At 35.4% G+C, this 14,487-nt stretch carries 12 protein-coding genes; 5 read left to right on the top strand and 7 right to left on the bottom strand.

The window, feature by feature from the left end; genetic code table 11:
* Window positions 1–23: 23 nt before the first annotated feature.
* The 4 genes from purB to GYW75_RS00920 all read right to left on the bottom strand — a co-directional run bounded on the left by purB (window position 24) and on the right by GYW75_RS00920 (window position 4,176).
* Window positions 24–1,394, bottom strand: coding sequence for an adenylosuccinate lyase (gene purB / locus GYW75_RS00905; RefSeq protein ID WP_174798109.1), 1,371 nt, complete (start codon window positions 1,392–1,394; stop codon window positions 24–26).
* Between the two features lie 48 nt (window positions 1,395–1,442).
* Entirely contained in the window at window positions 1,443–2,090 is a 648-nt protein-coding gene (gene hflD, locus GYW75_RS00910; RefSeq protein ID WP_174798110.1) for a high frequency lysogenization protein HflD, read from the bottom strand.
* Window position 2,091: 1 nt separating this feature from the next.
* Complete coding sequence (gene mnmA / locus GYW75_RS00915; RefSeq protein WP_065590476.1) at window positions 2,092–3,210, bottom strand: tRNA 2-thiouridine(34) synthase MnmA; 1,119 nt, start codon at window positions 3,208–3,210, stop codon at window positions 2,092–2,094.
* 276 nt (window positions 3,211–3,486) lie between these two features.
* On the bottom strand, window positions 3,487–4,176 hold the full coding sequence (locus tag GYW75_RS00920; protein ID WP_065590477.1) for a LexA family transcriptional regulator: 690 nt from the start codon (window positions 4,174–4,176) through the stop codon (window positions 3,487–3,489).
* 150 nt (window positions 4,177–4,326) lie between these two features.
* Here GYW75_RS00920 and GYW75_RS00925 point away from each other — a divergent pair, with 150 nt between their 5' ends.
* On the top strand, window positions 4,327–4,554 hold the full coding sequence (locus tag GYW75_RS00925; RefSeq protein ID WP_065590478.1) for a helix-turn-helix domain-containing protein: 228 nt from the start codon (window positions 4,327–4,329) through the stop codon (window positions 4,552–4,554).
* A 70-nt stretch (window positions 4,555–4,624) separates the two neighbouring features.
* Here the strand turns inward: GYW75_RS00925 and tpiA are convergent, their stop codons facing one another.
* Window positions 4,625–5,389, bottom strand: a complete 765-nt coding sequence (gene tpiA / locus GYW75_RS00930) for a triose-phosphate isomerase (protein ID WP_065590479.1) — start codon at window positions 5,387–5,389, stop codon at window positions 4,625–4,627.
* 100 nt (window positions 5,390–5,489) lie between these two features.
* On the opposite strand from tpiA, the gene zapB reads away from it, so the two are divergent.
* The 4 genes from zapB to GYW75_RS00950 all read left to right on the top strand — a co-directional run bounded on the left by zapB (window position 5,490) and on the right by GYW75_RS00950 (window position 8,968).
* Window positions 5,490–5,735 carry a cell division protein ZapB gene (gene zapB, locus GYW75_RS00935; RefSeq protein WP_034910977.1) on the top strand — a complete coding sequence of 82 codons (246 nt, stop codon included), beginning with the start codon at window positions 5,490–5,492 and terminating at the stop codon, window positions 5,733–5,735.
* A 78-nt stretch (window positions 5,736–5,813) separates the two neighbouring features.
* Window positions 5,814–7,121, top strand: coding sequence for a DUF2868 domain-containing protein (locus GYW75_RS00940; RefSeq protein WP_174798111.1), 1,308 nt, complete (start codon window positions 5,814–5,816; stop codon window positions 7,119–7,121).
* 1 nt (window position 7,122) lies between these two features.
* Window positions 7,123–8,481 (top strand): GTPase/DUF3482 domain-containing protein, encoded by a 1,359-nt coding sequence (locus GYW75_RS00945; protein ID WP_065590481.1) that lies wholly within the window; start codon window positions 7,123–7,125, stop codon window positions 8,479–8,481.
* Complete coding sequence (locus GYW75_RS00950) at window positions 8,429–8,968, top strand: C40 family peptidase (protein WP_081296713.1); 540 nt, start codon at window positions 8,429–8,431, stop codon at window positions 8,966–8,968. The genes GYW75_RS00945 and GYW75_RS00950 overlap by 53 nt, the downstream gene beginning before the upstream one ends.
* A gap of 110 nt (window positions 8,969–9,078) precedes the next feature.
* Here GYW75_RS00950 and GYW75_RS00955 read toward each other — a convergent pair whose 3' ends face one another.
* The gene (locus GYW75_RS00955; RefSeq protein WP_174798112.1) at window positions 9,079–10,266 is read right to left on the bottom strand and encodes a pyridoxal phosphate-dependent aminotransferase; all 1,188 of its coding nucleotides are present in this window, start codon (window positions 10,264–10,266) and stop codon (window positions 9,079–9,081) included.
* Window positions 10,267–10,527: 261 nt separating this feature from the next.
* Window positions 10,528–14,070, bottom strand: coding sequence for a pyruvate:ferredoxin (flavodoxin) oxidoreductase (gene nifJ, locus GYW75_RS00960; protein WP_174798113.1), 3,543 nt, complete (start codon window positions 14,068–14,070; stop codon window positions 10,528–10,530).
* Window positions 14,071–14,487 lie beyond the last annotated feature (417 nt).

A 14,487-nucleotide genomic window follows, 5' to 3' on the forward strand; every position in this document is an offset into this window, starting at 1 on the left:
TCAGGCTATTTGGATTTAAGTTGTTATTCTAAATTGTCAACAAAGCTAACGGCATAACCAATATAGTTAGCTGGTGTTAACTGTTTTAGTCGTGTTTTTTCGCTTTCGGGTAGATTTAATGAGTCAATGAATTCTTGCATGCCTTTTGCATCAACTCGTTTGCCTCGAGTTAATTCTTTTAATTTTTCGTAAGGTTTTTCGATACCATAACGGCGCATTACTGTTTGAATTGGCTCGGCTAATACTTCCCAGTTGCGATTAAGTTCTTCAAGTAAGTGGTCTTGGTTGACTTCGAGTTTGTTTAATCCTTTTAGGGTTGATTGATAAGCTATAATGGCATAACTAATACCTACACCTAGATTACGCAACACTGTAGAATCGGTTAAATCACGTTGCCAGCGTGAAATCGGTAATTTGCTACTTAAATGGTTCATAATTGCATTGGCAATCCCTAAGTTGCCTTCTGAATTTTCGAAGTCGATAGGATTAACTTTGTGTGGCATCGTTGAAGATCCGATTTCGCCAGCAACAGTTTTTTGTTTAAAGTGATTTAGTGAAATATATCCCCAAATATCTCGATCAAAGTCTATCATAATGGTATTAAAACGTGCTACACAATCAAAGAATTCGGCAATATAGTCATGTGGTTCAATTTGGGTGGTATAAGGATTCCACTTTAGTCCTAGCGAGTTAACAAAATTCTCACTAAATTTATGCCAGTTCACTTGCGGATAAGCAACCATATGTGCATTATAATTTCCCGTTGCACCATTAATCTTCCCTAGTATTTCAACCGATTTTAGTTGTTGTAATTGGCGTTTTAAGCGGTAAGCTACATTAGCAAACTCTTTACCTATGGTTGATGGCGTAGCGGGTTGACCATGTGTTCTTGATAGTAGTGGTAAATCACGATAAGCGATAGCTTGTGAGGTGATTTTATCAATGAGTTTATTCCAATATGGCACTAAGACAGCTTCTCTAGCTGTTTTTAGCATTAACGCATAAGATAGGTTGTTAATGTCCTCTGATGTGCAAGCAAAATGGATAAACTCATTAATGGCGTGTAATTCTTCATGAGTACTCACTTTTTCTTTTAGAAAATATTCTACAGCTTTAACATCGTGATTAGTAGTTCTTTCGATTTCTTTAATGCGACTTGCATCTTGCACACTAAATTGGTCTACAATTTGATTAAGATGATTAATAGCTGATTGACTTAATGTTGGAACCTCTAAAATATCTGCTTGTGAAGCTAATTTTTGTAGCCAACAAACCTCGACCTGAACGCGGTATTTTAATAAACCATATTCGCTAAAAATGGTGCGTAACTCTGTGGTTTTTTCACCATAACGCCCGTCAATTGGTGAAAGGGCAGTGAGTGCAGATAATTCCATCGGTTTTACTCCGTTACAATATTTGAAATATCAGTTATAAAGTGCAAATTAGTTTGCGCAATTAATTTGGTCTAATAGTTCTTGTGCTGCTTTACAAATGCGTTTACGGCAAAAAAGAAACTGGAAACGATTTCCACCAACTTGATACCATAAAATAGCCGATCGAACACATCCCAAAAGGGCGGTTCTTACTTTTGCTTGTACCAATGTGTTTTGTAAAAATTCGATTTTGCCAACAACTTTTATTCTTGTTGATATCGGGCTGACGATATCAGAATAAATTCCCGCTAATGAATAGGACAGATCTTCAACATTAGTACTAACAGTTTCATCATTTATATCTAGATAAAGCCCTGAAATGCGTTTTAATCGTTGGTCAATTTTATCTAATGCGTCATTATTTTTTAATAATTTGCTAGTAATGCCAATTGTACCAAACAGGTAACGAATAATTTGGACTTGTTCTTTTTGTCCTGATAATAATAGTTGTATTACTGTTTGTAATCCTGTTTTGATATTTTTAATACCATCATAAACATCATCCGTTGTTTTTGGCGAGGTTTTAAACAAGCTTTTTATTGCTTGTTCATAAAGTGTAACATTACAAACGCCTGTGTTAGCAAGTTGTGGCACCAGTATTGCACTTTGTGCCGCACCAGCGAGGGCAATAGCAATATGGTGGTATTTATTATTCACGTTAGTCTTCCTTACTGTTTGTAATTCGTTCTTCTATAATACCACCACCAAGACATACTTCATCTTTATAAAAGACAGCAGACTGACCTGGTGTAACAGCTACAACAGGATTATTAAATATGACTTTAATTTTGTCATCGGTTAATGGTATTACTTGGCAGGCTATGTCTTGTTGACGATAACGTGTTTTTACAGTACAGCTAAATGGTTTTGTTACTACTTTACGATCAACCCAATGAAGTTGTTGAGCAATTAATCCTTCAGAAAGGAGTGCTGGATGATCATGACCTTGTGCCACAATCAATTCGTTATTGGTAAGATCTTTGTCTACAACATACCATGGTGTGTCGTCAGCTTGTTTTAAGCCACCAATACCAAGCCCTTTGCGTTGCCCTAATGTGTGATACATCAAGCCTTGATGTTGACCAATAATCTCTCCATCAATAGTGCGAATGTTACCTGCTTGAGCGGGTAAATATCGTGCTAAAAAGTCACTAAATTTACGTTCACCAATAAAGCAGATGCCAGTTGAGTCTTTTTTAGCAGCGGTAGCTAAACCAAGTTGTTGTGCAATTTTTCGCACTTCTGGTTTTTCGAGTTCACCAACTGGAAATAAGCTTTGGCTTATTTGTGCTTCGCTAAGGGTGTAAAGAAAGTAGCTTTGATCTTTGTTATTGTCGATCCCTCGTAATAATTCGACTTTATCGCCTGTTTGACGTTTACGGACGTAATGCCCGGTGGCAATAAAGTCTGCGCCAAGATCTTCGGCCGCATATTCTAAAAAAGCTTTAAATTTTATTTCTTTATTACATAAAATATCAGGATTTGGCGTTCGGCCTGCTTTATATTCAGATAAAAAATGTTCAAATACGTTGTCCCAATATTCGGCAGCAAAATTGACAGTATGTAATTTTATATTTAATTTGTCACAAACTGCTTGCGCATCGGCTAAGTCAACAGCGGCAGAGCAATATTCTTCTGTGTCGTCTTCTTCCCAATTTTTCATAAATAACCCAACGACATCGTATCCTTGTTGTTGTAATAAATAAGCTGAGACAGAAGAATCAACGCCGCCAGACATACCGACAACGACTTTTTTTCGAGTGTTTATATTTGGCATAATATTATATTAATAGGTAAAACTAATAAAAAATTTAATGCTAATTTTAGCATAACTAGTGAAAAAAGCATAAAGTTATGCTGATAACGATTGTTAAGTTAATTTATTTTTTATAATAGCTTTACATTGATTTTATACTGAAACACATAGTTACCTGAAACTTTTTGACATTTTTTTACCTTGATATTCATAGAAAAAAACGAGAGTTAAATACATTAAAACAGCCTTACCAGTCGAAGCCGATAAAGCTGTAATTAGCCCAAGCTTAAATGGGTTTTAGTTAAGATCTTTTAGAAGATAAACTACATGCCCAATAATTTTAAATTCTTGCGGTTCATGCTTATCCCCAATAATGGTTGGGTACTTAGGATTGTCGCAAAGTAATGCTAAGTTTGCTCCTTGATTTTGAATGCGTTTTATACTGATTTGATCCTCATATTCAACAGCATACAAATAGCCATCGATCGGTTTATAATGCGCTTTATCAATAATAAGAATATCATGATTTGATATTGTTGGCTCCATGCTATCACCTTTTGCCCATACGGCGACTAAGTCTTCGTAATTACAGCCTTGATGCCTTATTAAATTAATATCAAATGGGATTGATTCGATTTTTGAGTAAGATTTCACCATATTATTTAAATGGTGGAATGGGATATATACTGAATCTTGAGTATCTGAATCTGATAATAATCGACATTTTCCTTTTCCAGTTACTAACCATTCAATAGGAACATTACATTTTTGGGCTATGATGGCTAATCTATTTAGTGATGGGTAGGTTTTGCCTGATAAGTAATCTCTTATTACAGCTTCTGACATGCCAACTTTTTTAGCAAAGGCATTACCTGAAAGACCTTCTAACACTAAGCTTAATCGATTTTTAAAATTAATGACCCCTGTATTAGTTAGGGTTCGTGTTTTTTCTTTTTCGGTTTGGTTTTTTATTTTATTTTCGAACATTTTTTCCTCTATTCCATTTTTTTATTGTTTTTATTGTTTTAAATCGTTTTTTTCTGTGTTATTCTGTTCTATATAAATTCATATCTTTTGAACATTGTATTACCGATAATCTTTACAATAGTAAGAATTTAACTAATAGAGGATCTCATAATGAGAGAGCAAGATCAAGACTGGGCACCATCTAGAGTTGTAGGCGAAATTAAAATTAGAGGCGGAAATTTAAGAGCATTGTCTAGAGCTAGTGGTTTGCAGGCTGATACTTTAAGAAACGCATTATATCGTCATTGCCCTAAGTATGAACGAATTATTTCTGATTATTTACAAGTACCTGTCGAAAAAATTTGGCCTTCACGTTATCCGACTAAGGCTAAAAAATGATATTAATTTAAATGATAAAAAGACGCTAAATTAAGCGTCTTTTTATTTTGTTATTCGACATATTTATGCGTTATTTTTTAGCCTGTTCAGCCGCTTTAACAATTGCCGCAAAAGCATCAGCTTTTAGTGATGCACCACCAACTAGTGCGCCATCAATGTCGGGTTGAGTAAATAGTTCAGCCGCATTTTTATCATTAACTGAACCACCATATTGAATGGTTACTTGTTGTGCTACTTTTGCATCTTGTTTAGCAATATGATCACGAATGAATTTATGAACAGCTTGTGCTTGTGCAGGAGTTGCAGATTTGCCAGTTCCAATAGCCCAGATTGGTTCATAAGCAATAACCGCACCGTTAAATGCTTGAACACCAAGTGCTTTTATTACTGCATCAATTTGGCGTGCGCAAACAGCTTGTGTTTGACCAGCTTCGTTTTCTGCTTCGGTTTCGCCAATACATAATACAGGCACTAAACCAGCTTCTTTAATAACACCAAATTTTTTTGCAATAAATTCATCAGATTCTTTGTGATAAGTTCGGCGTTCAGAATGTCCAATAATAATATGAGTCACGCCAATTTCTTTTAACATGTTAACTGATACTTCGCCAGTAAAAGCACCTGATAAATTAATACCAACATCTTGTGCTCCTAAAATAATATTAGATCCACCTAATTGGTGTTTTACAAAATCAAGGTATACAACAGGTGGTGCAATTGCAATATCACATGCTGTGTCGTTTGATAGCTCACTTTTTAGTCCTGAGACTAAGCTTTTAGCCATATCCAAACTACCGTTTAATTTCCAGTTACCCATAACGAGAGGTTTTCGCATAATTTTCTCCAACTTAAGATTTAAAAAGGTGTTGATTTTAGAATGAATTCGGTATAATGATTAGCATTATACACCAAATAATTTGAGCTTGAGGAAAAATATGTCATTAGAAATACTAAATCAATTAGAAAGTCGAATCCAACATACTATAAATACTATCAATACATTACAACAAGAGATTGCAACCTTAAGAAAAGGCAATCAAGAGTTAGAGCAATTAATTAATGATAGTTCAGATGAAATGAAAGCACTACGTGACGAAAACGAAAAGCTAAAACAAGATCAGCAAGTATGGCAACAACGTATTCAAACTTTATTAAGTAAAATTGGTGAAATTACACAATAATTGATTCGACTTTATGAACGCGACTTATGTCGCGTTTCTTTTATATTTTATTTATTATAATGTTGAAGATTAAGTCTAATGCGACAAAAGCTAAAATCACTCTGGTTGACCGAAACGATCCATTTAATTGAAACAGAATTTGGGCAGTTTGCTGATCAAGATATCAACCGACAAGTAAGAGCCGAACAAATATCTCTTCCAGATCGAATTGTGATGCGTGCAATCATGTTGTCTAAACAAAATGGATTGTATTTGGCGCAAAAAGTACTTTTGCGATCGGTAAAGTTATCTTTTGCATTATTGCTGCTACTATCTGTTTTTTTAGGTGGTTCATTAGCATTGGGAGCATTAAGTCAAAACCCTATCAATTTGTATTGGGCGCTTTTTAGTTTGTTAGGCGTTCATTTAATTACGCTAACTATTTGGCTTGGTTCGTTTTTCCTCTTTTCCAATTTTGGTGGTAGTTTGTTGATTCATTGTTGGTTGTGGTTGGCTAAAAAGCTTTCTCAAAAAAAGACAGTGCAACAACTGATCCCTGCATTTGTTGAACTATTTGGCTCTCGTATTCGTTGGCTTATTGGGTTTGTGCTTAACCTGTTTTGGACTGTGATTTTAAGTTGTGCATTATTAGTTTTAGTTGTGCTATTTTCAACTAAGCATTATAGTTTTGAATGGCAAACCACTTTGCTTAGTTCTGATACGATTATTGGTTTAACTCATTATTTAGGCTATTTACCGTCATTACTTGGCTTTGAAATTCCAAAAGACGAAGTTATAAAGCTAAGCGAACATGCGTTAAGTGCTGGTGAAATTCGAACATCGTGGGCTGTTTGGCTGTTAGGTGTATTTATTGTTTATGGATTAATGTTGCGGCTTTTGTGTATGGTGTTTTGTGGTGTTAATTGGCTTATTAGTAGTCGTCGAATTGAGCTTAATATCTCTCATCCTGATTATCAAATATTAGCAAATCGGTTGCAGTCATTATTTGTGAATATTGAAGATGCTGATAAATTAGGTCAAAATAGTCACCAGTGGCATTTTTCAACACATTCAATAGAAGCTGCTGAAGGTAATTTTTTGGTTGCCATCGATGTGCAAGAAAGTTGGCACTACCCTGAGTCTGTCTCATTTTTAGGTTTTTTAAATACGCGTGAACAGCGCAGTAATATTCTAGATTATTTACAATTAACGCCAGCTCAAAAATTATTAATTGCGGTTGATACCGATAGAGCGCCAGATAGGGGAGTATTAAATTTTATTAATCAACTGATTAATAAATCTCAGCAAACTCGTATTTGGTTTATTAATCAAGGTAAACAGTACCATAATTGGCAATCATTATCTTTACAGTTGGCTCAACCTGACTGGCTAAGCGAGGCTCTGTAAAATGCTATCAACATTAAAATTAGCAGTGGTTGGTCATGCCAATGTTGGCAAAACATCTTTACTACGCACCTTAATTCGTAATAGTCATTTTGGAAATGTATCTGATAGCCCTGGCACCACAAGACACGTTGAATCAATAACATTGCCACTTGAGCATAATAAATCAATAATTTTTTATGATACTCCAGGATTAGAAGACAGTTTAGCACTTTATGATTATATTAACCAATTACTTCCTACTAATGCAAAACTTGATGGTGTCGATAAATTAACATTTTTTTTACAAAGCCCAGAGTCTGAAAACGTATTTAATCAAGAAGCTAAAGTCATCAAGCAACTGCTAAATAGTGATGCGGCTATCTATGTGATAGATGTACGAGAGCCAGTATTGGCAAAGTATCACGATGAATTAGCTATTTTAGCCAATAGTGATAAGCCCATATTAGCTGTTTTAAATTTTACTGCAGACAGTAACCAAAATGAAAAGGAATGGAAAAGATTACTGTCACGCATTGGGATTCATGCTATTATAAGATTCGACGCTATATTTCCTCCTTTGGATGGTGAAGAACGTTTATATCATAGCCTTGCTTTACTAGTTGAGCCTGCTAAGGTTATATTAGATAACTGGCTAGATAAAATCGCACAAACTCGTAATTCTCGAAATCAAACCGCTAATCTGATTATTGCCGAAACACTCGTTGATGTTACAGCCTTTTATGAAATGGCTAAATCAGAAGATGTGCAGGCAATTGCTGATATGCAAAATAAAGTTAGAAAGCGAGAACAAATGGCGATCAATGAATTATTAAAATTGTATCAATTTGATTCAAATCAAGAAAGTGAAGAGAATTTACCTTTAATAAAAGGTCGCTATAATGCTGATCTATTTAATATTGATGCTCTAAAAATGATGGGTACTCATTTGACTAAAGGCTTTGTTCAGGGGGCGACAATTGGTGCTAGTATTGATTTAGCGACCGGAGGTATCTCACTTGGATCAGCTGCGTTAATTGGTGCCGCAGTTGGTAGTTTAATGCAGACTGCAAAACATTATGGTTCTAGAGTTCGGTATCAGCTTTCTGGATATAGAAAGTTAAGTGTTGATGATGTTATTATCTGTTTTCTTTCTTTGCGCTTAATTCGCCTTAAAGAAAGTTTGAATCATCGTAGCCATGCGGACACTAGCCCAGTTAGATTATCTAAAATAGATAAAACCGAATGGGAAAAAGGCGTGTTGCCTAAAAGCTTAAAATTGGCTAGGCGTTATTCGTATTGGTCAACGTTAAATAAAGGAACAAAAAGAAATGATAAAAAAAGACAATCAACTATTAGGGACGTTGCTCGACAACTGTACTAACGTGAAAAAACGTTTTTTAATAACTATATTGTTTTTTTCTATTTTCATGTTGTTTGGTTGTAGTACTACCCAACGTCAAGTTTCTATTAAGAAAACTAAACCTAGTCCTAATCTAACCATGTTAACTAAAATAGAATCTCACTATAAAAAATGGCAAAACACGCCATACCGTTATGGTGGTACGACTTTAGCGGGTAGTGATTGTTCTGGTTTTGTAATGAATTTTTTTAAAAATAAACTTTCAAAAAATTTACCAAGAAGTGCTGCTGAGCAAGCTCGGCTGGGTGTTAAGGTAAACACCCCTAAAGCAGGTGACTTAGTATTCTTTAAAACAGGCCGTAGCCGTAGTGGTCTACATGTTGGTATTTATTATGCAGATGGCAAATTTTTACACGCTTCAACATCAAAAGGTGTAGTTTATTCAAACTTAAATGATAGTTATTGGAAAAAACATTATTGGATGACGCGTCGTATTATGGGTAGCTAAATTTTTTTCGTCATTATCTTCAATGAATAATTCAATTTTGACGGCTTATAATAAAAATAAAGCTCTTTAAATTAGCTAATATTTAAAGAGCTTTAGAATAAGCTGTTAATTTAAATTTTTCCTTTTTCTTTTAATTCACGCATTACATTTGCAACGTAAAGCATCTCACTCGGCGAACCTAGCGATATTCGACACCAATTTGTTGCTGGTGCGAAATCTCTACCAATTAATACAAAATTATTTTTCATTAGTTCTCGATAATCTTTCAAATCAATTGGACTTTTGTGAAACATAAAATTAGTTTGAGATCTTAAATAATGCAAACCTAGTTCTGATAAAGCTTTTTCCATAATTTGCCTTGATACATCAACCGCTTTTTTAGAGTATGTTAAAAAGGGTTGATCATCTATTGATGCGAGAGCTGCGCAAACACCACAGTAATTCAGTTTTTCACCAGCAACATATTGAGCTATATTCTTAACGTTTTCAACTGAACTGACTACATAACCCACTCGTAACCCTGCCATAGCATGGATTTTTGAGAATGTTTTAAGCAATATAACATTGTCACAACCTTGTGTAATTAATTTATCAACTGATTCAAATGCAGGATCATTAACAAATTCAGCATAGGCTTCGTCAACAATAAAAATAGTATTTTTAGGCTTACTTTTTATCCAAGATTCAATTTCACTTGTTGCAAAAACTGTCGAAGTTGGATTGTTTGGATTAACTAAATAGACAATTGAAAATCCATTATAATCTTCGGCAGCTTTTTGTATGCCTTTTATATCGATCTGCCAATCTGGCAAACTTGGTACTTTGGTAATTTTTAAATTAAAGATCTTTGCAAAATGTTCTCCATCTCCATAAGTAAGCTCTGGAATGACTAATTGAGTATTTGGCTTAACAAATGCAGCAATAGCACTACGAATACCTTCTGAAGATCCTGCAGTTAATAAAATTTGAGTATCATCGACTTTATGATATTTAGCTAATCGTTTGTTAAGTAATGGCATTTCGGCTTTGGCATAGCGATTAGCTTTTGGTACAGCCTCAATTGCAGCTTGTTTTGCTCGTGGTGACATACCAAGCGCATTTTCATTAAAGTTGAGCCTTACAGGATTGTTAATATCAGGTGTTGCTGCATTTTCAAGCATAGGTAGAGAGAATGAAACAGAGTTCTGCGCTTCTATTGCATGAGCTTTAGATAATAATTGATTAATAGATATCCCTGCAATTGCCGCACTGGAAAATGTGATTAATTTTCTTCTACTAACGTTTAAATTGGATATCATGATTCACCTCCCATTTAATTAATTTTTATGTGGTCAATTATTAATCATGCAAAAATAATACCAAGTTTTTAACGATCATTGGATAATTGATTCGTATATTACTCAATAACATAAAGTTAGTGATATTGGGTTGTTATGTGAGCTATTGTGATTTGAATATGCACAATCCTGGTGCTTTATTGCTCAAATGCGGTAATAAAAAAGGACTATTATTAATAACAGCCCTTTATAATGGCTTATAATTACCATGTATAGCTATTGTCAGCTATCTGCTGGTGTCTCAATATCCGAATAGGTTGCTAGCATCTGTAAGAATTTATATTTAGAATCTGCCATTTTTGTTGAACGTTCATGCAAGGTATTTGCAATTACAGGTTCAAGTGTTTCTAAACGACGGAAACGTTGTTCTTTTAGTAAGATACCAGTTAGTGACTCACTATTTGGTGCTTTTGAGTCTAGCACCAATCCTGGTTTGCCTTCTGCCATACGGCGTGGGTCGTAACGATACAAAGGCCAGAATCCTGATTTAACTAGATCTTTCATTTGTTCATGCGATTTAGCCAGATCATAGCCATGTTCCTCACAAGGACTATAAGCAATAACTAAAGATGGTCCATCATAAGCTTCGGCTTCTTGTAAGGCTTTAAGAGTTTGGTTAAGTTGTGAACCTAATGCAACTTGTGCAACATAGACATGGCCATACATCATTACACTAACACCAAGATCTTTACGTGCTTTATGCTTACCTAAATCAGCAAATTTTGATACAGCGCCCATTGGAGTGGCTTTTGATTGTTGGCCTCCAGTGTTGGAATAACACTGAGTGTCTAATACCAATATATTTACGTTATCAGTTAAGCTCATAACATGATCAAGCCCGCCGAATCCAATATCGTAAGCCCAACCATCGCCACCAATAGCCCAAACTGATTTATCTACCAAATAATTTGCATCTATCATCAACTCTTGTGCTTGCGAAGAATCTAAGTGTGCAAGCTGTTCACGTAATAACTCGACTTGTTGACGTTTTTCCGCTATAGAGGTTTCTGGTGATTTTAAGGCGATGACTATTTCGGGCGAAATATCACCAGCAACATAATCAAGCAAACGTAACGCCCGTTTTTTATGTTGGTTATAAGTAATACGATATCCTAATGCAAACTCTGCATTATCTTCAAATAATGAGTTTGCCCAAGCAGGTCCACGACCATTTCGATCAGTAGTATAAGGCGATGATGGAAGGTTGCCACCATAAATTGATGAACAGCCAGTGGCATTGGCAATCGCTAAATGGTCACCATAAAGTTGGGTCAACAATTTGATGTATGGTGTTTCCCCACAACCTGCGCAAGCACCCGAATATTCAAATAACGGTGTAAGTAATTGCGATGTACGCACATCAATGCGTTCAAGCGTGCTGATATCACGATCAGGCAATGCAGTAAAGTACTCAAAGTTAGTGCGTTGAGTCTCAAGATTATCGATCCGTGATTGCATGTTAATGGCTTTAATTTCAAAATTATTACGATCACGAGCTGGGCACACTTCGACACATAAATTACAGCCAGTACAATCTTCTGGTGCAACTTGTAAAACATATCGTTGTCCCTTCATATCACGAGCTTTTACTTCAAGTGAGCTTAATGAATCAGGCGCATTGATCATTTCATCAGGATCAACAACCTTAGCTCGAATAGCTGCATGAGGACAAGCAACCGCACAATGATTACATTGGGTACAGAGTTCAGGTTGCCAAATAGGGATCTCTTCAGCAATGTTACGTTTTTCCCACTTAGTTGTACCTATAGGCCAAGTTCCATCGGGTGGAAATGCTGATACAGGCAAGTTATCGCCTAAACCAGCTAACATTGCAGCAGTGACTGTTTTAACAAAATCAGGCGCATTAGCAGGTACAATAGATGGCATTGTTGAACTGCTTTGGTCAACACAGCTAAGCGGTATTTGTTCAAGCGAAGCTATAGCTAAGTCGAGCGCTTTCCAGTTATTTTCAACTAAATCTTGTCCTTTACTGCTGTAACTTTTGGCAATGACTTCTTTTAATTGGGCGATATTAAAATCGTTTTTAAAAATTCCAGCTAGATGAAAAAATGCCGCCTGCATAACGGTATTAATTCTTGCGCCTAAATTACATTCACGAGCTATTTTTGCCGCATTGACAATGTAAAAGTGTGCTCGTTTTTGTATTAATTGAGCTTGCACTTCTTTTGGAAGTCTATGCCAAATTTCGTCTTTGCTATACGGCGTGTTAAGTAAAAAGATGCCATCGTCTTTTAACTTATTAACAATTTGATATTTATCGATAAACTGATCTTGGTGGCAGCCAATAAAGTGTGCGCTGGTAATTAAATAGGGTGAATCAATTGGATCTAAGCTGACTCGTAAGTGTGAAGTCGTCAAACCACCTGCCTTTTTAGAGTCATATACAAAATATCCTTGTACATAAAAAGGAGAATTATCACCAATAATTTTAATATTATTTTTGGTTGCAGATACCGTGCCATCACTGCCAAGCCCATAAAATAGCGCTTCAAGAGCAGATTTTTGTGGTATCGATTGGTCAGGTAAAGGTAAAGAAAGCCCAGTTATATCATCATAAATACCAACGGTAAAACGTGGTTTGGGTTTATCTAATCCAAGTTCAGTAAAAATAGCAAGTACACAACGAGGATCAAATTCTTTAGATGATAACCCATAACGTCCACCTATAATAAGTGGCATAGTTGCGCGTTCTTTGCGCGACAGGCTTTCAGCAAATGCGGTCATAATATCTAAATAAAGCGGTTCGGCTTGTGCTCCCGGCTCTTTAGTTCTATCAAGCACAGCAATTTTATTAACAGTACTTGGCATAACTTCGAGCAGATGATTGGCTGAAAATGGGCGGAATAGCCGAACGATCACAACCCCGACTTTTTCGTTTTGTTTAAGTAAAACATCAACTACTTCTTTTGCGGTGCTAGCACCAGATCCCATAATAACAATAATATGCTCAGCATCACTAGCACCATAATATTCAAATGGTTGATACTTTCGGCCTGTTTCTGCTGCAAAAGCATCCATAGCATCAACAACATGTTGATAGACATTATCATAATAAGTATTTATCGCTTCTCGGCACTGGAAGTATGTATCAGGATTAGCTGATGTACCTCGAGTTACCGGTTTATCAGGCGTTAATGCTCGTGAGCGATAGGCTTTAATGGCTTCGTGTGGTAATAAATTACGGATTTGGTCATCACTTATTGGATAGATTTTATTAACTTCATGTGAGGTTCTAAATCCATCAAAAAAATGAACAAAAGGAACAAGGCTATTAAAACTGGCCATTTGCGAAATTAAGGCAAAATCTTGCGCTTCTTGCACTGAACTAGAACAAAGCATCGCAAAACCAGTTTGCCTAATTGCCATCACATCAGAATGATCGCCAAAAATTGAAAGAGCATGCGTTGCAACAGTACGTGCTGCAACATGCAAAACAAAAGGAGTCAGTTCGCCGGCTATTTTGTACAGCGATGGGATCATTAAAAGCAAACCTTGTGATGAAGTAAACGAAGTTGCAAGTGCACCTGTCATTAATGAACCATGAACGGTTGCAATTGCACCTGCTTCGGATTGCATTTCAATCACTCTTGGTGTATCACCAAAGACATTTGGTTTATTAAACTCAGCCCAAGTGCTAGCTTGCTCGGCCATGGTTGAGCTTGGTGTGATTGGGTAAATAGCAATGACTTCGTTTGCCCGATAAGCGACGGATGACACCGCACTATTAGCGTCTGATATGATCATTAAAAAACCTTTTATTTTATAGTGTTATGACATTACTAACTTATTATAAATTTGTATTATTGTATCAGAAACTAACCTAGCTTTTCGTTATTTTTATGTTAAATTTTTTATCATTACAACTCTAGATAAAAATATCGATAAAAACTAAAGTTAATTAACTTAAACTTTAGAAATTATTCATGTTGTTTATTATGATTTGAGTTATTACTTATAAAAAATAAAGATCTTGTAATGTATTAAATATATGATATTTCAAGAATATAAGATATTAAAACAAATACCATAATTTTCTACATAAGTCGTGTATTGATTATGGGGGAATTTATACAACTATGATTTGCTTTTTAGATTATGCTTCTATAAAAAGTATTTAGGAGTATATACCGCTTAAAGCTAAGAAACTAATAATTATCAAAA

Origin of the sequence: Gilliamella sp. ESL0232, assembly GCF_013346885.1 — a bacterium.
GTDB classification, from domain to species: Bacteria; Pseudomonadota; Gammaproteobacteria; order Enterobacterales; family Orbaceae; genus Gilliamella; species Gilliamella bombi.

Coding starts and splice junctions, on each gene's coding strand:
- purB (WP_174798109.1), bottom strand. CDS start 1,394: ATGGAATTATCTGCACTCACTGCCCTTTCACCAATTGACGGGCGTTAT.
- mnmA (WP_065590476.1), bottom strand. CDS start 3,210: ATGCCAAATATAAACACTCGAAAAAAAGTCGTTGTCGGTATGTCTGGC.
- GYW75_RS00920 (WP_065590477.1), bottom strand. CDS start 4,176: ATGTTCGAAAATAAAATAAAAAACCAAACCGAAAAAGAAAAAACACGA.
- GYW75_RS00925 (WP_065590478.1), top strand. CDS start 4,327: ATGAGAGAGCAAGATCAAGACTGGGCACCATCTAGAGTTGTAGGCGAA.
- tpiA (WP_065590479.1), bottom strand. CDS start 5,389: ATGCGAAAACCTCTCGTTATGGGTAACTGGAAATTAAACGGTAGTTTG.
- zapB (WP_034910977.1), top strand. CDS start 5,490: ATGTCATTAGAAATACTAAATCAATTAGAAAGTCGAATCCAACATACT.
- GYW75_RS00940 (WP_174798111.1), top strand. CDS start 5,814: ATGCGACAAAAGCTAAAATCACTCTGGTTGACCGAAACGATCCATTTA.
- GYW75_RS00945 (WP_065590481.1), top strand. CDS start 7,123: ATGCTATCAACATTAAAATTAGCAGTGGTTGGTCATGCCAATGTTGGC.
- GYW75_RS00950 (WP_081296713.1), top strand. CDS start 8,429: ATGATAAAAAAAGACAATCAACTATTAGGGACGTTGCTCGACAACTGT.
- GYW75_RS00955 (WP_174798112.1), bottom strand. CDS start 10,266: ATGATATCCAATTTAAACGTTAGTAGAAGAAAATTAATCACATTTTCC.
- nifJ (WP_174798113.1), bottom strand. CDS start 14,070: ATGATCATATCAGACGCTAATAGTGCGGTGTCATCCGTCGCTTATCGG.